The sequence below is a fragment of the Bradyrhizobium sp. LLZ17 genome (assembly GCF_041200145.1).
Taxonomy (GTDB): Bacteria; Pseudomonadota; Alphaproteobacteria; order Rhizobiales; family Xanthobacteraceae; genus Bradyrhizobium.
Window position 1 is genome coordinate 831760 of record NZ_CP165734.1, and the last position, 20021, is coordinate 851780.

17 protein-coding genes, 1 tRNA gene and 1 pseudogene are annotated in these 20021 nt (G+C 65.3%); 12 read left to right on the forward strand and 7 right to left on the reverse strand.

Features of this window, described 5'->3' with window-relative positions; genetic code table 11:
• Positions 1 to 35: 35 nt before the first annotated feature.
• From plsY to AB8Z38_RS04170, 3 genes are all read right to left on the reverse strand, one after another.
• Complete coding sequence (gene plsY / locus AB8Z38_RS04160; RefSeq protein WP_369726737.1) at positions 36 to 632, reverse strand: glycerol-3-phosphate 1-O-acyltransferase PlsY; 597 nt, start codon at positions 630 to 632, stop codon at positions 36 to 38.
• A gap of 101 nt (positions 633 to 733) precedes the next feature.
• Positions 734 to 2041 carry a dihydroorotase gene (locus tag AB8Z38_RS04165; RefSeq protein WP_369723251.1) on the reverse strand — a complete coding sequence of 436 codons (1308 nt, stop codon included), beginning with the start codon at positions 2039 to 2041 and terminating at the stop codon, positions 734 to 736.
• On the reverse strand, positions 2041 to 2988 hold the full coding sequence (locus AB8Z38_RS04170; RefSeq protein ID WP_369723252.1) for an aspartate carbamoyltransferase catalytic subunit: 948 nt from the start codon (positions 2986 to 2988) through the stop codon (positions 2041 to 2043). Before AB8Z38_RS04170 ends, AB8Z38_RS04165 begins: the two co-directional genes overlap by 1 nt.
• 206 nt (positions 2989 to 3194) lie before the next feature.
• Between AB8Z38_RS04170 and AB8Z38_RS04175 the strand changes: the two genes are divergently transcribed.
• The 3 genes from AB8Z38_RS04175 to AB8Z38_RS04185 are packed head-to-tail and all read left to right on the forward strand — an operon-like array spanning position 3195 to position 6396.
• The gene (locus AB8Z38_RS04175) at positions 3195 to 3944 is read left to right on the forward strand and encodes a M15 family metallopeptidase (protein WP_369723253.1); all 750 of its coding nucleotides are present in this window, start codon (positions 3195 to 3197) and stop codon (positions 3942 to 3944) included.
• 20 nt (positions 3945 to 3964) lie between these two features.
• Positions 3965 to 5608 carry an acyl-CoA dehydrogenase family protein gene (locus AB8Z38_RS04180; RefSeq protein WP_369723254.1) on the forward strand — a complete coding sequence of 548 codons (1644 nt, stop codon included), beginning with the start codon at positions 3965 to 3967 and terminating at the stop codon, positions 5606 to 5608.
• Between the two features lie 23 nt (positions 5609 to 5631).
• A complete protein-coding gene (locus AB8Z38_RS04185) occupies positions 5632 to 6396 on the forward strand; it encodes a lysostaphin resistance A-like protein (RefSeq protein WP_369723255.1) in 765 nt (254 codons plus the stop codon).
• 131 nt (positions 6397 to 6527) lie between these two features.
• Here AB8Z38_RS04185 and AB8Z38_RS04190 read toward each other — a convergent pair whose 3' ends face one another.
• From AB8Z38_RS04190 to AB8Z38_RS04200, 3 genes are all read right to left on the reverse strand, one after another.
• Complete coding sequence (locus AB8Z38_RS04190; RefSeq protein WP_369723256.1) at positions 6528 to 7448, reverse strand: AEC family transporter; 921 nt, start codon at positions 7446 to 7448, stop codon at positions 6528 to 6530.
• A gap of 3 nt (positions 7449 to 7451) precedes the next feature.
• Positions 7452 to 7943, reverse strand: a complete 492-nt coding sequence (gene ruvX, locus AB8Z38_RS04195; RefSeq protein WP_369723257.1) for a Holliday junction resolvase RuvX — start codon at positions 7941 to 7943, stop codon at positions 7452 to 7454.
• A gap of 78 nt (positions 7944 to 8021) precedes the next feature.
• A complete protein-coding gene (locus tag AB8Z38_RS04200; protein WP_369723258.1) occupies positions 8022 to 8912 on the reverse strand; it encodes a LysR substrate-binding domain-containing protein in 891 nt (296 codons plus the stop codon).
• Between the two features lie 100 nt (positions 8913 to 9012).
• Here AB8Z38_RS04200 and AB8Z38_RS04205 point away from each other — a divergent pair, with 100 nt between their 5' ends.
• The 9 genes and pseudogenes from AB8Z38_RS04205 to AB8Z38_RS04245 all read left to right on the forward strand — a co-directional run bounded on the left by AB8Z38_RS04205 (position 9013) and on the right by AB8Z38_RS04245 (position 17151).
• Positions 9013 to 9990: an NAD(P)H-dependent flavin oxidoreductase gene (locus AB8Z38_RS04205; protein ID WP_369723259.1), complete on the forward strand. Its 978-nt coding sequence runs from the start codon at positions 9013 to 9015 to the stop codon at positions 9988 to 9990.
• An 18-nt stretch (positions 9991 to 10008) separates the two neighbouring features.
• Complete coding sequence (locus AB8Z38_RS04210) at positions 10009 to 11085, forward strand: NAD(P)H-dependent flavin oxidoreductase (protein ID WP_369723260.1); 1077 nt, start codon at positions 10009 to 10011, stop codon at positions 11083 to 11085.
• A gap of 77 nt (positions 11086 to 11162) precedes the next feature.
• Positions 11163 to 11450 (forward strand): Asp-tRNA(Asn)/Glu-tRNA(Gln) amidotransferase subunit GatC, encoded by a 288-nt coding sequence (gene gatC / locus AB8Z38_RS04215; protein WP_369723261.1) that lies wholly within the window; start codon positions 11163 to 11165, stop codon positions 11448 to 11450.
• An 81-nt stretch (positions 11451 to 11531) separates the two neighbouring features.
• Positions 11532 to 11746: pseudogene (locus AB8Z38_RS04220) on the forward strand (hypothetical protein).
• Positions 11743 to 13218 (forward strand): Asp-tRNA(Asn)/Glu-tRNA(Gln) amidotransferase subunit GatA, encoded by a 1476-nt coding sequence (gene gatA / locus AB8Z38_RS04225; RefSeq protein ID WP_369723262.1) that lies wholly within the window; start codon positions 11743 to 11745, stop codon positions 13216 to 13218. The pseudogene AB8Z38_RS04220 and the gene gatA overlap by 4 nt, the downstream one beginning before the upstream one ends.
• Positions 13209 to 13511: a hypothetical protein gene (locus tag AB8Z38_RS04230; protein WP_369723263.1), complete on the forward strand. Its 303-nt coding sequence runs from the start codon at positions 13209 to 13211 to the stop codon at positions 13509 to 13511. Before gatA ends, AB8Z38_RS04230 begins: the two co-directional genes overlap by 10 nt.
• Positions 13508 to 14986, forward strand: coding sequence for an Asp-tRNA(Asn)/Glu-tRNA(Gln) amidotransferase subunit GatB (gene gatB / locus AB8Z38_RS04235; protein ID WP_369723264.1), 1479 nt, complete (start codon positions 13508 to 13510; stop codon positions 14984 to 14986). The genes AB8Z38_RS04230 and gatB overlap by 4 nt, the downstream gene beginning before the upstream one ends.
• A 1521-nt stretch (positions 14987 to 16507) precedes the next feature.
• Positions 16508 to 16774 carry a hypothetical protein gene (locus AB8Z38_RS04240; RefSeq protein WP_369723265.1) on the forward strand — a complete coding sequence of 89 codons (267 nt, stop codon included), beginning with the start codon at positions 16508 to 16510 and terminating at the stop codon, positions 16772 to 16774.
• Between the two features lie 283 nt (positions 16775 to 17057).
• Positions 17058 to 17151 (forward strand) — tRNA-Ser (locus AB8Z38_RS04245).
• Positions 17152 to 17323: 172 nt separating this feature from the next.
• Here AB8Z38_RS04245 and AB8Z38_RS04250 read toward each other — a convergent pair.
• Positions 17324 to 19735 carry a transglycosylase SLT domain-containing protein gene (locus AB8Z38_RS04250; protein ID WP_369726738.1) on the reverse strand — a complete coding sequence of 804 codons (2412 nt, stop codon included), beginning with the start codon at positions 19733 to 19735 and terminating at the stop codon, positions 17324 to 17326.
• Positions 19736 to 20021 lie beyond the last annotated feature (286 nt).

The following is a 20021-nucleotide window of genomic DNA, read 5'->3' on the forward strand; positions in this document are numbered from 1 at the left end:
CAGAAGGGGTGCCGCGGTATCCGTAGACCCCCGGTCTATCCCTTCTCGCCGATCCGGCTTTCCTTGCCCGATTGCAATCGCTTGATGTTCTCGCGATGCGCATAGAACAGCAGCAGCGTGAGCACCACCGCCAGCGCCGCGAGCGCGAGGTGACCGAACCACCACAGGAACAGCGGCGTGATGAACGACGCCACCAGCGCCGAGAGCGAAGAATAGCGGGTGGTGAAGGCGGTTGCCAGCCAGAGCACGCAGAACACCAAGGCCGCCGGCCAGAACAGTCCGAGCAGGATGCCGATATAGACGGCGACACCCTTGCCGCCTCTGAACTTCAGCCAGACGGGAAAGAGATGGCCAAGGAAGGCGCCGAGGCCTGCCACCATGGCCGCATTGGGGCCTGCGATGTGGCCGGCAATCAGCACTGCCGCTGTGCCCTTGAGCGCATCGAGCAGCAGGGTGGCGGCGGCAAGGCTCTTGCGGCCGGTGCGCAGCACATTGGTGGCGCCGATGCTGCCGGAGCCGATCGAGCGAATATCCTCCGTGCCGGCGAGTTTGGTCAGGACCAACCCGAACGGAATCGAGCCGAAGAGGTAACCGATGACGAAGGCCACCGGCAGGAAGGCTTCAGGCCCCATGTTGACAAATCCCTTGGCCGCATCCGCATGCTGAACGGCGACGCCACGCATGATCACGCCTTGAGCGGTCACGGCACGCGGCGAGACCCAAAACCGTCTCCCTAGACATGCTCATAGACCGTCCGCCCGCCAACGATGGTCCGCATCACGCGGCCTGTAAAGCGGGCTTCGTCGAACGGGGTGTTCTTGCAGGGCGATTTCAGATCGGCGGGATCGACCACCCAGGGGACATCGGGATCGATCACGATGATGTCGGCCGGGCTGCCTGCGCGCAGGGTTCCGCCTGGCAGGCCCAGGATCTCGGCCGGCCGGGTCGACATCGCCCGGATCAGCGTCTTCAGGTCCAGTTCGCCATTGTGCACGAGGCGAAGACCGGCCGGCAGCATGGTTTCAAGTCCGATCGCGCCGGGTGCTGCTTCCGCGAACGGCAGGCGCTTGACCTCGACGTCCTGCGGATTGTGGTCGGACATGATGACCTCGACGAGGCCGGCGGCGACGGCTGCGACCAGCGCACGGCGGTCGTCCTCGGTGCGCAGCGGCGGCGACAGCTTCAGGAAGGAACGGTAAGGGCCGATGTCGTTTTCGTTCAGCGCAAGGTGGTTGATCGAGGCCGAGGCGCTGACGGCAAGGCCTGCGTCGCGGGCGCGCTTCAGGATCTCGAGCGACTCGATGCAGGTCAACGAGGCCGCGTGATAACGGCCGCCGGTGAGCGCGACCAGGCGCATGTCGCGCTCCAGCATCACGGCCTCCGCCGCGTTCGGGATGCCCATCAGGCCGAGCCGGGTCGCGAACTCGCCCTCGTTCATCACGCCTTCGCCGACGAGATCGGGATCCTCGGTGTGGTGCACGATCAGCGCGTCGAAATCGCGGGCGTAGGTCAGCGCGCGCCGCATCACCTGCGCGTTGGTCACGCTCCTGTCGCCGTCGCTGAAGGCAACGGCGCCGGCGGCCTTGAGCAGGCCGAACTCGGTCATCTCCTCGCCGCGCATGCCCTTGGTGAGCGCCGCCATCGGCAGGATGTTGACGATCGCGGTATCACGGGCGCGGCGCATCACGAAATCGACCGTCGCGGAATTGTCGACGACAGGCTCGGTCTCGGGCTGACAGATGATGGTGGTGACGCCGCCCGTCGCCGCCGCCAGGCTCGCCGAGGCAAAGGTCTCGCGATGGCTGAAGCCGGGCTCGCCGACAAAGGCGCGCATGTCGACCAGGCCGGGCGCCACGATCTTGCCGGAGCAGTTGACGACGTCGGTGCCTTCGGGAACGCCGGCCGCGCCGATGCCGCGGCGGGCCTCGCGGATGAGTCCGTCGGCGATCAGGACGTCACCGGGGCCGTCGAAATCGCGGGAGGGATCGACGATGCGGGCGTTGGCAAGCAGGATGGGGCGGCGGTCGGTCAACATGAGCATCACGCGTTCGGCAGGTTGCGGGCGAGCGCTTCGAGCACGGCCATGCGCACGGCCACGCCCATCTCCACCTGCTCGCGGATCAGGGACTGCGCGCCGTCGGCGACCGCGGTGTCGATCTCGACGCCGCGGTTCATCGGGCCGGGATGCATCACGAGCGCATCCGGCTTGGCGTAAGCGAGCTTCTTCTGGTCCAGCCCGAAATAGTGGAAATATTCGGAGGTCGACGGCACGAAGGAGCCGTTCATGCGCTCGCGCTGCAGCCGCAGCATCATGACGATGTCAGCGCCGTTGAGCCCCTCGCGCATGTCGCGCGCAACCTCGACACCCATGCGCTCGAGCCCCGGCGGCAGCAATGTGGTCGGACCGACCACGCGGACGCGGGCGCCCATGGTGTTGAGCAGGATGATGTTGGAGCGGGCCACGCGCGAATGCAGCACGTCGCCGCAGATCGCGACCACCAGGCCCTCGATCCGGCCCTTGTTGCGGCGAATGGTCAGCGCGTCGAGCAGCGCCTGGGTCGGATGCTCGTGCGCGCCGTCTCCGGCATTGATCACGGAACCGTCAACCTTGCGGGCCAGCAGTTCCACCGCGCCGGAGGCGTGATGCCGGACCACCAGGATATCCGGGTGCATCGCGTTCAGCGTCATCGCGGTGTCGACCAGCGTCTCGCCCTTTTTCATGGACGAGGAGGAGACCGACATGTTCATGACGTCGGCGCCGAGGCGTTTTCCCGCGAGCTCGAACGAGGATTGGGTCCGGGTCGAGGCCTCGAAGAACAGGTTTACCTGCGTCCGTCCACGCAGGACGGTGCGCTTCTTGTCAACCTGGCGGTTGAGCTCGACATATTCTTCGGACAGGTCGAGCAGGCCGGTGATATCGGCCGCGGAAAGGCCCTCGATGCCCAGCAAATGCCGGTGGCCGAGGACGAAGGTCGATTTCGATGTCATTAAAGCGAGAGCTATAGGCGGGGATGGCTGGGGGGGCAAGGGCCAATGCCGGGGCGGGGAGTTATCCCCTGATCTGTACCTTGTCGTCATTCCGGGGCGATGCGAAGCATCGAACCCGGAATCTCGAGATTCTCTGGTGCACGAGCCCGCACCATAGTTCGGCTCGTCGAGCCGCCCGGAATGACGCCGGAGAATGTGGAAACATCGTGAAAACAGGTCTTACTGCATTTGTAGCAATCGGCTTCATCTCATCCGCCCACGCCCAGTCGCTTCCCGGCGGCTTCGTCCATTTGCGCGACATCGATCCCAGCATCATCCAGGACATTCGCTACGCGGGCTCCAACAATTTCATTGGCCGTCCCATGAGCGGCTATGGCGCGGGCGAGTGCGTGGTGAAGCGCGAGGTCGGGCTGCGGTTGAAAGCGGTCCAGCAGGAGCTGGCGGCGCAAAACCTGTCGCTGAAAATGTTCGACTGCTACCGGCCGGCGCGGGCGTCGCTCGACATGGTCAGATGGTCGCAGAACGGCCGCGAGACCGCCGCCGAGCGGCGCTACAATCCCAAGATCCCGAAGACCGAGCTGTTTCGGCTTGGTTACATCGCGAGCCGCTCTCAGCATTCGACCGGTGCGGCGCTCGACCTGACCCTGGTCGATCTCAAGGCGGACAATTCCGCCAGATACGATCCGTCAAAGACCTATGCCGATTGCACCGCGCCGGTGGCGGCGCGAATACCGGAAGCCAGCGTCGATATGGGCACCGGCTATGACTGCACCGATGCGAAGGGACATACCGCGGCAGCCTCGATCACGCCCGACCAGCGCGCCTGGCGCAAGCGGCTGGTGGCTGCGATGGCCAAGCAAGGCTTTGTGAACTATTCGAAGGAGTGGTGGCATTTTTCCCTGCCGGGGGCGGGCGGGCCGGCCTATGATTTCCCGATCCAGCCGCGGCGGAACTGATTCCGGTCCGAGGAAGCATGATGACCCAGCAGAGCTTCGCAACCCACGAGGTCTTCAACCAGTCGCCGCCCTTCGAGAACGTCGATCTCTTCGCCGTGGATCGGCCGCTGGTCGACGCTGTGACGGTCAATGGCGGCGCGGCGGCGGAACGGGAGCTGTCCGAGTTCGGGAAACACTGGGGCTCGGCGGCCATGGCCGAGCGCGGGCGTCTGGCGAACGAGAACATTCCGAAGCTGCGCAGCTTCGACGCAAAGGGCAACCGTCGCGATCAGGTCGAGTTTCATCCGGCCTATCACGAGCTGATGGCGCACAGCGCCCATGCCGGCGTGCACAACTCGACGTGGACTACCGAGGGCACGCCTGCGGGCGATGCGGCCGAGGTTATTCGCGCGGCCAAATTCTATATCGCCGCCCAGGTCGAGACCGGTCATCTCTGTCCCATCACCATGACCCGCGCCTCTGTCGCGGCGTTGGCGGTGCAGCCGGATCTGCGCGCGCGCGTGATGCCGGTGCTGTCGACGAAGAGCTACGATCCGAGCTTCGCGCCGTGGTGGGACAAGCGCGGCATGACGCTCGGCATGGGCATGACCGAGAAGCAGGGCGGCACGGATGTGCGCGCCAACATGACGCGCGCGGTGCGCGACGGCGAGGCCTATCGCATCACCGGCCACAAATGGTTCATGTCGGCGCCGATGTGCGACGCGTTCCTGGTGCTCGCGCAGGCCGAGCACGGTCTGACCTGTTTCTTCATGCCGCGATTTGCGCCGGACGGCTCCGTCAACGCGATCCAGTTCCAGCGGCTGAAAGACAAGCTCGGCAATCGCTCCAATGCATCCTCCGAGGTCGAGTTCGTCGGCGCTTACGCCGAACGGATCGGCGAGGAAGGCAAGGGCATCCGCACCATCATCCAGATGGTGCAGCTGACGCGGCAGGATTGCGCGATTGCCTCCGTCGGACTGATGCGCTCGGGGCTGGCGCATGCGCTACATCACGCCCGTCATCGCAGCGTGTTCCAGAAACATCTCGCCGACCAGCCGCTGATGCAGGCCGTGCTGTCGGACATGGCGCTGCATGTCGAGGCAAGCGTCGCCCTGGTGATGCGGCTCTGCCGCGCTTTCGACCGCACCCCGCATGATCCGGCTGAAGCGGCCTATATGCGGCTGCTGACGCCCGCGATCAAATACTGGACCTGCAAGAGCGCGCCGCCGTTCCTCTATGAGGCAATGGAATGCCTCGGCGGCAATGGCTATGTCGAGGACGGCATCCTGGCGCGGCACTACCGGGAATCGCCCGTGAACGCGATCTGGGAAGGCTCGGGCAACGTCATGTGCCTCGACGTGCTCCGCGCGCTGGCGCGCGAGCCGGAGGCGGCGATGGCCGTGCTGCAAGAACTTGCGGCTGCGACGAAAGATTTGTCCGGGGCAGGCGAGGCGACCACGTTCATCGGCAAGAGCTTCCGCCGCGCCGACGGCGAACGCGTCGCGCGGCTCGCGGTCGAGAAGCTGGCCCTGCTCGCCGCGGCTGCCGCGCTCAACGCCGTGTCGCCGCACCATGCCGAGCTGTTCGCCGCCACGCGGCTCGTGGCCAATCACGCCAGCATGTATGGCGCGGTGGAGCTGGAGAGCGCGGACGTTCGCGCGCTGCTGGAGCGGGCGCTGCCTTGAACCTCCCTCACGAAAGCCTTCTGATGGACTCGCTGAATCCCGACCATCCGCCGCTGATCGTGACGCCGGCGACACCGGGCGTCTGGAAGTTCTGGGGCACGGCGCTGTGGGGCCTGCTCATCTTCATCGCGATGTTCGTGGGCCAGATCGGGGCGATCCTGCTGCTGGCGGCGCTTCGCGGCCTTCCGATTGACATTGCGTCGATCCAGCTCGTCGGCCGCGAGCCGCAAGCGCTGGCGTTGTCGGTGATCATGGGCCTGCCGGCGACGCTTGTCGCGGTCTGGGTGGCCATCCGGTTCAAGAGAGCGTCCTTCGTTGATTATCTGGCGCTGCATTGGCCGTCCTGGAAGCAGCTCCTGCTTGGCGCCGTCGGTCTGATCGTGATCGTGCTGGCCTGGGAGGTCGTCTCGCGCTCGCTCGGCCGTGAGGCGACGCCGGGTTTCATGACCGACCTTTTGAAATCGGGACGCGATAACGACGCCGCGCTGATGCTGCTGTTTGCCTTCAGTGTGGCCGCGCCGATGTCTGAAGAAGTTCTCGCGCGCGGCTTCCTGTTTCGTGGCTGGTCGGCGAGCTTCCTGCGGGTGCCCGGCGCGATCATGCTGTCGTCGCTGGTGTGGACGGCGGTGCATCTGCAATACGATTTGTACTTCCTCGCCGAGGTCTTCTCCATCGGCGTCTGGTTCGGCTACATGCGCCATCGCGCCAACTCGCTCTGGCTCACCATCGTGCTGCATGCGCTGAACAATCTGACGGCCGTGGTGCTGACGATGTGGCTGGGGAGCTAAGGCCTCACACTCCGTCATTGCGAGCGCAGCGAAGCAATCCAGAATCGTTCCGCCGAGGCAGTCTGGATTGCTTCGTCGCAAGAGCTCCTCGCAATGACGAGGAGGGAGTGGCGCGCTCGCAACGATGAAGTCTAAGCCACCAGCGCGATCGCGATCGGCGTGACCGCCGCCAGAATCGTTTGCAGCGTGATGATCTGCGCCAGCAGCGGGGCATCGCCGCCCATCTGGCGGGCCAGGACATAGGCGCTGGGCGAGGTCGGCACCGCCGCGCAGATCGCGACGATCGCGAGGCTGTCACCTGAGAGCCCGAACCACGCGGCGAGCGTCAGCGCGAGCGCGGGCATCAAGACCAGCTTCAACGCCACGCCGAGCGTCGCGCTCACGCTGGGGCGAAGCAGGCCTTTGAGTTGCAGGCCGGCGCCGGTGACGAGCAGGCCGATGGCGAGCGACGAGCGGCCGAGCGCGTCGGCGACCTCGTGCCAGATTTTTGGTAATGGCAAATGGATGACGTTGACGAAGAGGCCGATGGCGCAGGCCCAAATCAGGGGATTGCGGATCAGGGTCATGACGATGGCACCGGCGGACTTCTTCTCATGCGAGGCGTAGTGCGCCAGCACGGCGACGCTGAACACGTTGACCAGCGGAATGATCGCGACCATCGCCACGGAGGCCAGCGCCAGCCCGACATCACCGAACATGTTGGCAGAGACGGACAGCCCCACATAGGTCTGCCAGCGGACCGCGCCCTGGAAGATCGAGGAGAAGGCCGGGCCGTCGATCTCGAGCCGCGCCAGCGCGGGGCGGAGCGCGAGGCAGAGCAGCGACATCGCCAGCGTCGACAGCAGCAATGCGCCGCCGACGCCGGCGACGGGCACCCTGGAGAGATCCGCCTTCACCAGCGTCTGGATCAGCAGCATCGGAAACAGCACGAAATACGTCAGCCGCTCCAGCCCGTGCCATTGCGTGTCGAGCCGCATCAATGTGCGTTTGAGCACCACGCCAAGCACGATGAGGATGAAGACCGGCAGTAGCGCCGCGATCACGACGGCCATGGATCAGCCATTTTCGGAGGCGGCGCGGAGATTGGCGAGGCGGTCGAGCGCGCCTTGCAGGATGAAGATCGCGGCGTGCTCGTCGATCACTTCGGCGCGCTTGGCGCGACTGACATCCATGCCGATCAGCTCGCGCTCGACCGCGGCGGTCGAGAGCCGCTCGTCCCACAGCCCGATCGGAAGCGCGGTGAGGCCGGCAAGGTTACGGGCGAAGGCGCGGGTCGATTGTGCCCGCGGCCCTTCGCTGCCGTCCATGTTGATGGGCAGGCCAAGCACGAAGCCGACCGCGTTGCGTTCGCTCGCGATGGCCAGCAGGCGGGCGGCGTCCTGCTTGAACGCCTTGCGCTGGATGGTCTCGACCCCCGTGGCAAGCCTGCGGTCCGGATTGGATACGGCAACGCCAATGGTCTTGGTGCCGAGATCGAGGCCGACCAGCCCGCCGCGTTCGGGCCAGTGGGTTGCAGCATCGATCAGGGGCAGAATGAGAGCGGGCATGATCTAGCGCATATCACGCGTCGCGCTGCGGCGTGAACCCGGAACATGGATGCACTAGCGTTATTCCGCCTGTTTGCATCAGGCCGCGATGACCGCGTCGTCGCTGTTCAGGCAGGACACGAAGCCGGCGAGGGCGCTGTATTGATGCCCGGCACGGCGCTGGATGAACAGGGTCTCGACGCGGGCATGCGAGGGGCTCAGCGCGTGGATCGACACGCTGCCGCTCATCGCGCTGCGTTCGACCACAATGCGCGGCAACAGCGTCACGCCCATGTCGGCGGCGACGCAGCCGATCATGCCGTCGAGCGTGCCGAGCTCGAAGCGTACGGCCGACGGCCAGCCGAATTCGACCAGGATCTGCTCGAGCCGCTGGCGATAAGTGCAGCCGGTACGGAATACGAGCGCGGTCGGCCCGGATTCCGGCGTGCCGGCGCGCAGCTCGGTGAGCGAAGACCAGCGCCGCGCGCTGACCAGCACCAGCTCTTCGCGGAATGCGCTTGTTGTGACGAGGTCGGCATGGGCGATCGGGCCGGCGACAAAGGCGCCGTCGAGCGTGCCTTCGAGCACAGCGGCGACGAGGTCGGTGGTGGTCGCCGTGCGCAACGCCAACCGTACCGCCGGGAAGCGACGGTGGAAGTCGGCAAGCAGCGGCGGCAATCGAACCGCGGCGGTGGTCTCCATCGAGCCGATCGCGAGCGGGCCCTTCGGTTCGCCGTGGTCGCGCGCGGCGAGCACAGCCTCGTGCGACAGCGCCGCCATTTTTTGTGCGTAGGGCAGCAGGCGCTTGCCGGCAGCGGTAAGCGTCATGCCGCGGCTGTGACGCTCGAACAGCGCGGTGCCGATTTCAACCTCCAGCGCCTTGACGCGCTGGGTGACATTGGACTGCACGGTGTTGAGCTCTTCGGCGGCGCGGGTGATGCCGCCGGAGCGAACGACCGCGGCAAAGGTCTTGATGTCGCTGAGTTCCATGGTGCCGTTTCGTTTTTCAGATGACAGCGTTCGCTAGAATTCAATTTTAGAGAATGGTAGTCGGCCGTATTGTTGATGTCCAGACCGGGGAAACCACCATATGCCGATCACCACGCCACTGACGGAGCTTCTCGGGATCAGGCATCCGATCCTGTTAGCTCCCATGGACACGATCGCGGGCAGCAGGCTGACCCGCGCCGTCAGTGAGGCCGGCGGTCTTGGCATCTTGGGCGGTGGTTACGGCGACCGTGCCCGCCTTCAGGCTGAGGCCGCGGAGCTGAAGGGCTTTGCGCCATTCGGGATCGGCTTCATCACCTGGAGCCTGGCACAACAGCCCGAGCTTCTCGACATCGCGCTCAATGCCCGCCCGCAGGCCGTGATGCTTTCGTTCGGCGATCCCGCGCCGTTCGCCCAGCGCATCAGAGCGAGCGGCGCACGATTGATTTGCCAGGTGCAGAGCGAGGACATGGCGAAACAGGCGCTCGACGCCGGCGCGGAAATTTTGATCGCGCAAGGAACGGAGGCGGGCGGTCACGGCGCGTCGCGCACGACCGTCGACATTGTGCCTGCCATCGTCGATTTCGCCGCCGGGCGCGTGCCTGTTGTCGCGGCCGGCGGCATCGCCGATGGCCGGGGCCTCGCCGCCATGATGATGCTCGGTGCATCCGGCGTGTTGGTTGGCACCCGCTTCTATGCGAGCGTCGAGGCCAATGGCTCCGCCGAGGCCAAGCAGCGCATTCGCACGGCCGATCCAAACGACACCGTGCGCGGCGTCATAGTCGACTGGTCGCGGAGCCTGTTCTGGCCAGCCCCCTTCACCGCGCGAACCCTGGTCAACGACCACATCAGGCGTTGGACCGGTCGTGAGATCGAGTTGATGCAGCGTGCTAGCGAAATTGCCAAGGAATATGCCGCCGCAAAAATGGCGGGCGATCTCGAAATCGCGGCCGTTTTTGCGGGCGAAGCCGTCGGACTGATTCATGATATTCTACCAGCCGCCGAGATCGTCGAACGGATTGCGGCCGAGGCCGAGCAGCTCATCGCTGACCGTCGCAATTCCATCGCTTCCGCAGTCTGAAACGCGAGAGACAAAACCATGTGGCCTGACCGTCGACTGATCGATCTCTTCAAGACCGAATTGCCCATCGTGCTGGCGCCGATGGCCGGCGTGATGGATGCGGAGCTGGTGATCGCCGTCGCGGAAGGCGGCGGGCTCGGCTCGCTGCCAAGCGCGATGCTGTCGCCCGAAAAGGCGCGCGAGCAGGTCAACATCATCCGCCAGCGCGTCCGGGCTCCCGTCAACATGAACTTCTTCTGCCACACGCCGGTCGCGCTCGAGGCGGCGGCGGAAGCGCGCTGGAAGACGCGTCTTACCGGCTATTACAGCGAGCTCGGCCTCGATCCGGCCGCGCCGATCAATGCGGCGAACCGCGCACCGTTCGACACGGGCTTCTGCGAGGTCGTCGAGGAGTTGAAGCCGGAGGTCGTGAGCTTCCATTTCGGACTGCCGGATCAGGCGCTGCTCAAGAGGGTCAAGGCGGCCGGCTGTCTCGTGATCTCCTCGGCGACGACGGTGAAGGAAGCGGTCTGGCTCGAGCAGCACGGCGCCGATGCCGTGATCGCGCAGGGTGCGGAAGCCGGCGGCCATCGCGCCATGTTCCTGACCGAGAATATCGGCGAGCAGCCCGGCACCTTTGCGCTGGTGCCGCAGGTGGTCGACGCGTTGAAGGTGCCCGTGATTGCGGCGGGCGGCATCGCGGACGGACGCGGCATCGCGGCCGCCTTCGCGTTGGGCGCGGCCGGTGTCCAGATCGGCAGTGCCTATCTGCGCTGTCCGGAATCCAAGGTCACACCGGGCGGCCGCAAGGCGCTCGCCGAGGCGCGGGATGATTCCACGGTCATCACCAATGTCATGACCGGACGGCCCGCCCGCGGCGTGCAGAACCGCGTGATGCGCGAGGTTGGCCCGATTTCGGCGGACGCACCCGCATTTCCGCATGCGGCGACCGCGCTGGGACCGCTGAAGGCAGCTGCCGAAAAGCAGGGCAGGGTGGATTTCACCAATCTCTGGGCCGGACAGGCTGTCGCCCTGGGCCGCGACGTCCCGGCGGCCGAATTGACCCGGGACCTCGCCAAATCGGCGCTGGCCCGCCTCCGCCAGATGGCTGGCTAGTTCCCAGCGCCGGTTGCGGCGCAAAAGCGGCCTCTGCTATACGGCGGATAGGTTTTTGCCGTCCGAGGCCCCATATAATGTCAGTCGACGCTGCCACCGTCCGCCGCATCGCGCATCTCGCGCGCATTGCCGTTCGGGATGACGAAGTTTCGCACCTGCAGGGCGAGCTCAACGCCATGCTCGCCTTTGTCGAGCAGCTCTCGGAGGTCAATGTCGAGGGCGTCGAGCCGATGACGTCGGTCACCCCGATGCAGATGAAGAAACGGGCCGACGTGGTCAGTGACGGCGAGATCGCCGATGATATCGTTGCCAACGCGCCCGCGACCGAAGGTCACTTCTTCCTGGTGCCCAAGGTTGTCGAGTGACATAGCGTTTTCGAGCGAAGTGGATCCCGGTTCGCGTCAAGAAAACGCGTCAAACAGAAGAGCAATTCAGGACGCTGTCCGATGTGCATGCTTTGCGACGACGAGAAGGCCTATCAGGCCTACATGAACTACCTCGACAAGATGGAGCGGCAGGGCAAGGCCGCCGATCCCAATGTCGCCGTCAATGCCGTGCTCGACGAGATCGAGGCCGCTGCGAACGCCGCTGCCAAGAAAAAGACGACCCGGCCAACGACAAGACCCTGTCCCCGTTCTTCTGCAGCCCGATCAATAAATGACCGATTTGACATCGCTGACGCTCGCGGAGGCCCGCAAGGGCCTCGCGGCCAAGACTTTCACGTCACTCGAGCTGACCGACGCGCATTTGTCCGCGATCGAAGCCGCCCGCGTGCTCAACGCCTTCGTCATGGAGACGCCGGACCAGGCGCGCGCCATGGCGCGTGAGGCGGACGGCAAGATCGCCAAGGGCGACGGTGGCCCGCTCGCCGGCATCCCGCTCGGCATCAAGGATCTGTTCGCGACCAAGGGCGTGCGCACCACGGCCTGCTCGAAGATCCTCGGCAATTTCGTGCCCACCTACGAATCGACCATCACCTCGCAGCTCTGGCGCGACGGCGCGGTGATGCTCGGCAAGCTCAACAACGACGAATTCGCGATGGGCTCGTCGAACGAGACCTCCTGCTTCGGTCCGGTCGCCAATCCCTGGCGGCGCGACGGCTCCAACGCGACGCTGGTGCCGGGCGGCTCGTCCGGCGGCTCGGCGTCGGCGGTGGCTGCGCTCTTGTGCATGGGCGCGACTGCGACCGATACGGGCGGCTCGATCCGCCAGCCGGCGGCATTCACCGCGACGGTCGGCATCAAGCCGACCTATGGCCGCTGCTCGCGCTGGGGCATCGTCGCCTTTGCCTCCTCGCTCGACCAGGCCGGCCCTATCGCGCGCAGCGTGCGGGATAGCGCGATGCTGCTGCGCTCGATGGCCGGCCACGATCCGAAGGACACCACGTCGGTCGACATTGCGGTGCCGGATTACGAGGCTGCGATCGGCAAGTCCGTGAAGGGCATGAAGATCGGCATCCCGAGGGAGTATCGTCTCGACGGCATGCCGGCCGAGATCGAGAAGCTCTGGAGCGAGGGCGCGGACTGGCTGAAGGCGGCCGGCGCCGAACTCGTCGAGGTCTCGCTGCCGCACACGAAGTACGCGCTGCCGGCCTATTACATCGTGGCGCCGGCGGAGGCCTCATCCAACCTCGCGCGCTATGACGGCGTACGCTACGGCTTGCGCGAGCAGGGCAGGAACATCAACGAGCTGTACGAGGACACCCGCGCCGAAGGCTTTGGCGCGGAGGTGAAACGGCGCGTCATGATCGGCACCTATGTGCTGTCGGCCGGCTATTACGATGCCTATTATTTGCGCGCGCAAAAGGTGCGCACGCTGATCAAGAAGGATTTTGAGGATTGCTTCGCCAAGGGCGTCGACGCGATCCTCACCCCCGCGACGCCGTCGGCGGCCTTCGGCATCGGCGAGAAGGGCGGCGCCGATCCGGTCGAGATGTATCTCAACGACATCTTCACGGTGACCGTGAATATGGCGGGCCTGCCGGGCATCGCGGTGCCCGCCGGCAAGGACGCGCAGGGGCTGCCGCTCGGGCTTCAGCTGATCGGCCGTCCCTTCGACGAGGAGACGCTGTTCTCGCTTGGCGAAGTGATCGAGCAGGCGGCCGGGCGCTACACGCCGGAGCGGTGGTGGTGACGCTGGCGGCTTACATCGCCAGCCTCGACGGCGCTTCGCCTGCGCCGGATCTCAGCGCGCCGCTTGCCGGTCTCTGGTGGGCCGCCAAGGGCGACTGGGACCAGGCGCACAAGATTGTCCAGGACGAGAGCAGCTGTGAGGCCGCCTGGGTGCACGCCTATCTGCACCGCGTCGAAGGCGACCTCGGCAATGCCGGCTACTGGTATCGCCAGGCCGGCCAGCCTGCGGCAAAGGATTCATTGCAGGCGGAGTGGGAGCGGATCGCTGCCACGCTGCTCGGGAGCAAGACATGAGCACGGCCACGCACAAGCTTCTCAAGGGCGCAACCGGTGACTGGGAGATGGTCATCGGCATGGAGATCCATGCCCAGGTGACCACGAACTCAAAATTGTTCTCGGGCGCCTCCACTGGGTTCGGTGGCGAGCCGAACAGCCATGTGTCGCTGGTGGACGCGGCGATGCCGGGCATGCTGCCTGTCATCAACGAGGAATGCGTCAGACAGGCTGTCCGGACCGGGCTGGGGCTGAACGCAAAGATCAACCTGCGCTCGGTGTTCGACCGGAAGAACTATTTCTATCCGGACTCGCCGCAGGGCTACCAGATCAGCCAGTACAAGTCGCCGATCGTGGGCGAGGGCGAGGTGATCGTCGAGCTCGACGGCGGCAAGACTGCGACCATCGGCATCGAGCGGCTGCATCTGGAGCAGGACGCCGGCAAGCTGCTGCACGACCGGTCGCCGACGATGTCCCATGTCGATCTCAACCGCTGCGGCGTGGCGCTGATGGAGATCGTGTCCAAGCCCGACATCCGCGATGCCGAGCAGGCCAAGGCCTATGTGACCAAGCTGCGCTCGATCCTGCGCTATCTCGGCACCTGCGACGGCGACATGGAGAAGGGGTCGTTGCGCGCCGACGTCAACGTCTCCGTGCGCAAGCCCGGTGCGCCGCTCGGCACCCGCTGCGAGATCAAGAACATGAACTCGATCACCTTCATCGGCCAGGCGATCGAGCACGAGGCGCGGCGCCAGATCGAAATCCTCGAGGAGGGCGGCGCCATCGACCAGGAGACGCGGCTCTACGATCCCAACAAGGGCGAGACGCGCTCGATGCGCTCAAAGGAAGAGGCGCATGACTACCGCTACTTCCCCGATCCGGATCTGCTGCCGCTGGAGTTCAACCAGACGTTCGTCGACGAGCTGAAGGCGAAGCTGCCGGAGCTGCCGGACCAGAAGAAGGCGCGCTTCGTCGCGGACTTCGGACTGTCGGCTTACGACGCCAGCGTGCTGGTCGCCGAGCGCGAGAGCGCATTGTTCTACGAGACGGTGCTCGACAGGCTCGCCAACCGCGCCCGCGACGGCAAGATGGGGGCGAACTGGGTGATCAACGAGCTGTTCGGCCGTCTCAACAAGGAAGGCCGGGATATTACGGGCTCGCCTGTTACGTCGGAGCAGTTGGCTGCGATCGTCGACCTGATCGGCGAGGGCACGATCTCCGGCAAGATCGCCAAGGATCTGTTCGAGATCGTCTGGCAGGAGGGCGGCGATCCCCGCGCGCTGGTCGAAAGCCGCGGCATGAAGCAGGTCACGGATCTTTCGGCGATCGAAAAGGTTGTCGATGACATCATCGCGGCCAATCCCGACAAGGCCGCGCAGGTCAAGGACAAGCCGCAGTCGCTCGGCTGGTTCGTCGGCCAGGTCATGAAGTCGTCGGGCGGCAAGGCCAACCCGCAGAGCGTCAACGACCTGCTCAAGTCCAAGCTCGGCATTTGAGTCACGCGTTCGGACGAGGTGATGGACGATCTTCGTCGCCTCGCTTCAGCTCGAGACGCGACCGCGCGCGTCATCGGCGGCCAACGTCATCCCATTGAACCACGCGGCGGCGACCGAATCGCCGTGACGCGATTCGCGCAAAACGGCGGCTTGCGCGCGCTCCGACGAGCGCTCGCGGCGTTAAGCATGAAAATATTTTCGTTGCCAAAAACCGCGACTCAGAGTCCGCGAAGCGCCTCCGCGAAGCGATCGGGCTATTCGCGGCGTACGCCACCGCGTTGATCACGCATCATGCGCAAGTGCAGAAAAATACTTGCTGCATAGAGTTTTTTTGCAGTCGCTACTGTTGCCGACATCGATGCAATGACCGCTCCGCGCGATCGCGAACGCATGTCTCTGCGCGCACTTGCATCGCGCTCGCCAAGCCCAGGCGCTCTGCTCCGTCAACACTTCCTTAAGTGAGAAGATGTTTTTTTCGTCGTGTTGGTGTATTCGGGATGAGTGCATTCGATCCCCGAATGCGCGCAGCGATTAAAGCCATCTCACACATCGGAGGGCAACATGGCCAAGAAAGCAAAGAAGGCGAAGAAGGCGAAGAGCGCAGTGAAGAAGACTGCGAAGAAGACCCGCAAGGTCGCCAAGAAGAAGAAGTAACTTCGCTTCTGAAGTTGCCGGCTCCTAGAGAGCCGGCACGTCATCAGCGCCTCTCAACAGGTTCTGGTCGACGATAGAGGGTGTCGGCGAGACATCAGGTCAACGGTCGGATCGTTCTCTTTCGCGGGTTCGCTCGCCAAAGTCCGGTCCGGCAGAAGAAACAAGTTTTCTTCGTTCGGTGCGGCTCCGGTATTCCGGCTCCGCAATTTCACGAGTAGCCTCGCGGTCAAAGTGGAATCTGGTCCTGACGTGTTCGCCGACGCCCTCGTTCCCTTGAAGCCGGGGCATTGCCGGCATTCCCTTTCCCAACATTGCTGATCTGACCCTAGCGTGGTCGCGCTGCCTTGACCGTCCCGGCTGTGGGCAGGCGAGGGCTGCGGCCCGATTGCACGCTGCTTGCGCGGCGCTTCTCCATTCGCGTTGTCATCGCCCGGCTCCGACCGGGCGATCCAGTACGCCGAGACGGCGGTGGCTGCACCGACGAGCTGCGGCGTCCTGGATTCCCTGCCTGGGCGGCGAATGACAGATGGGCCTGGCCACCCTCCGTGCGCGATGGTTATCGTTCTCCCAAGATCACGCAGTAAACCAAATCTGACCAATCCTGGAAGTGCCTGCAAAGCGTGAGCTTTTTGCATTCGACCCGCGCGCGCCGCGCTGTCGCGTTTACGTCTGCTTCATCGCGATGCTTAAACTGCCATTCAAATTTGCCCGCCATCATCGTCTCCAACAAGCCGGCAAACGGCACGAACGAAAAAGAACTCGGGGATGAGTTGAACAGCGCTTGATCCAGATTGGATCAGGCAAATCAGAGATGGACGGGAGCCGCGCTCGGGGGACGGGGCGGCATAAGAAAAAAGGGGATGCGTGATGTTTCAGGGTACTTTCGATCTGGAGACGGCGACGGCGATCGACACGAGCGCGCTGTCGGACGTGCTGTTCGAGCGCGGGATGTATTGGGCGAGCGGCCGTTCCGGCCTGGTCGATCTCGTCGCCGCGCATAAATGGTTCAACCTCGCCGCGCTGAAGGGCCGCAAGGACGCCGTCACGCTGCGCCAGGAAGTGGCCGGGCAGATGTCGGATAGCGAGATCTCGGCCGCTCAGCGCGAGGCGCGGGCGTGGGTGTCCGCGCACTGAGCGGCGCGAGGCGGCCTAATTCACGGATGGCGAATGGCGGCCCATTAATACGAGCTGGAACTCGGGCGGCCGCGCAGAACGGGCATTCTGCGCTGAACCCCCGGACTGCGCACCTCTTGATCTGGACCTTCCACGCCGGCGCAGCTCGGGCTGCCGGCTGACACGCCGATTCCAGCGCCGGGCCCGTGCGGCCGTCGCGATGCCGGCTTTCAGGTGAAAGAACGCGACATCCTCAATTCTGCCGCTTGCGGCTCGCCGCCGGGTCGGGCATACCGCGCATATTGGAGACGTGGCCGAGTGGCTGAAGGCGGCGGTTTGCTAAACCGTTATAGGCTTGTAAAGGCCTATCGAGGGTTCGAATCCCTCCGTCTCCGCCAGCCCCCAATCAAGCATTTGATTTAGTTCCGCTTTTCCGGCTCGTGCGCTGCCGCCAGCAATGCTGCGCCCCAGCTCAAGTCAGGCTGCGGCCCGTCTCAACATCCGTCGACGAAAAACGTTGCGCTCCGGCCCCCGAGCGGTCGCTGCCGACAAACGGGGGCAGGGACGCGGCTATTCCACGCTGCCGGCGCCGCGGCGCAGATCGGCCTCGATCTGCAGCCGCGTGCCGCCGCCGAAACGGGCGCGGTAGACCTGCAGGTTCTCCATGATCCGCTGCACGTAGTTGCGGGTCTCGGAGAACGGGATCAGCTCGACCCAGTCGACCGCGTCGATCTTCGGGTCGCGCGGGTCGCCGTAACGGTCGATCCACTTCTTCACGCTGCCGCGGCCGGCATTGTAGGCCGCGAACGTCATGATGTAGGAGCCGCGATAGTCCTCGAGCAGTCCGCCGAGCTCGGCCGAGCCGAGCGTGGCGTTGTAGGCCGCATCGTTCTTCAGCCGCGAGATATCGTAGGTGGCGCCGTGCCGCTTGCAGACATAGCGCGCGGCGTCCGGCGTCACCTGCATCAGGCCATAGGCCTGCGCCGGCGAGACCACGGCCGGGTTGAACGCGCTTTCCTGCCGCGCGATGGCGTAGACGATGCTGCGCTCGACCTCGGGACCGATCGGGGTGAACTTCGGAATGCCGTTGACGGGATAGGCGTAGAAGTCGAACGGCAGGCCGCGATTGAGCGCGGCCTTGCCGACCAGCAGCATGCCGCGGGCGTCGCTGTAGTGCTGGGCCAACTCGCCAAGCCCGGCGAGCGCCTCGGGATCGCCGTTCTCGCCCATGTCGGCGAGCATCGGCACCGCCAGCTCCCGCTCATCGAGCTCGTACAGCAATTGCGCGGCGCGCACGATCTCCAGCCGCTCGGCACCACGGCCGCGCGGCGGGCTGTTGAGTTCGATCTGCGGCAGGCCGAGCTTGGCGCGGGCGAGCTGGCCGTAATAGCTGGTCGATTGTTCGGCGGCGCGGGCATAGGCGTTGCGCGCTTCCTGTTGGCGCCCTGCGGCTTCGGCCGCGCGGCCCTGCCAGTAGCCGGCACGCGCCAGCGTGGTCGGATTGACGCTGCCGACGCCGATGCGCGCGAAATGCTGGGCGGCGGCCGCGGGATCGTTGAGGAAGCGCAGCGCGATCCAGCCCGCGGTGAACTCCTGCTCGGTCTTGTAGATGTCGCGCGTGGGCAGCGCCGCGTCGCGCGCGATCAGATAGGCGCTGCGGAATTCCTCGGTGTCGATCATCTTGCGCGCCAGCAGGCGCCGCTCGATCCACCATTCGTCGAGATTGTAGAGCCGGTTCGGATCCTTCGGCGCCGACAGCATGAGCTGGGCGGCTTCGGCGAATTTCTCCTCGCGGCGCAGGAGCTGGATCTTGCTGAAGATGAACCCGGGATCGCTGTGCAGCTCGCGCGGCACCTCTTCGAGCAGCGCGCGCGAATTCGGCGCCTTCTTGTAGGAGGCGATGCGGGCCCTGGCGAGCGCGACATAGCCGGCGCCGAGACGTTTCGCGGCGCGCAACGCCGCCTCGTGCTCGCTGCCGTAGAGCAGCGTGTCCATCCGTGCCTTCTGGTCGCCGGGCGTGAGCAGCGCCCCGAACTGGTCGAGCGCGTTGTTCTCGGTCTCCTCCGACATCGGATCGCTGCGCCAGGCCTCGCGCACGAGCCGTTCGGCATTGGCGCGGTCGCCGCGCGCCAGCATCGCCTTGGCAAGCGTGAAGCGGCCCTTGGCGGAGACCGGGGATTCGTTCTCGAACCACGACCAAGCGACCGAATCGTCGCGCCTGTCGTCCCACATCGCCGCCTCCAGCCGCCGGCGCAGGAAGGTCTGCGACGGCCAGCTCGGATTGGCGGAGAGGAAGGCGCGGTAACGCTCAACGCTGGCGCCATTGTCCTCGCTGCGCAGGATGATCCATTCCGCCAGTTTTCGCGCGACGGGATCCGAGATCGTCGCTGCTGCGTCGGTGGCATCACCCGGCCTGCGCCTGCGCACGAGCTCGATGACGTTTTCCAGCGTGGCCTTGTCGGCTTGCGATGTCGAGGAGGTCGCAGCCACGGCCGCTGGCGTGACCGGCTTGCGCGGTGCGGCGTGCTGGCGGGTCGCCGGTGCCAGGACGGGAGCCGCGACCGGCTTGGCGACGGCCGGGGCGGCCGGTCGGATGGTGGCCGTCACGGCCGGCGCCGCCTTGGCGGCCGGACCGTTGGCGGTCGATCGCGATTTCGGAGTGGGCGCCGCTGCTGCAGGCTTAGGCTTGTCCTTTTCCTTGCCGGCGGCCTTGGGGGCCGTCTTGGCGGCATCCTTGGCCGGGCCTTTGGTCGCGCCCTTACTGCCTTCCTTGGCTGCTTCCTTAGCGGTTTCCTTGCCAATTCCCTTGTCGGTTGCCTTGCCAGTTGCCTTGCCAGTTCCCTTGGCCGATCCTTTGACAGGGACCTTCGCGCTGTCCTTGACGGCTGGCTTGGGGGTGTCCTTGGCCCCTTGCTCGGTCGTCTCGTTGGATTTGTCGTTGGACTTGGCCAAGGCGGCGCAGCCGACCGACAGCCCTGCCATCAGGCAAACGACCAGACCGGTGGATCGCCACGCGGCACGAGGAAGGAAAATCACGGCGTTACGTCGCCCCGAATCAGTCAACTGGCCCAGACCTGCTTGTACAAGATTTGGCTGTATTTGATTGAATATGCGGGCAAAATACCAACAGCCCCTTACCGAGGACCGCTTTGCACCACCACCGCGGCAAAATCGCGGCTTAAACGGTGCGTCACGCGGATGCGGCCTTTTACCGGCCGGACAGACCCGATATGTATGGCGCTTGCTCTAAAATCTCGCCGCGTACGGA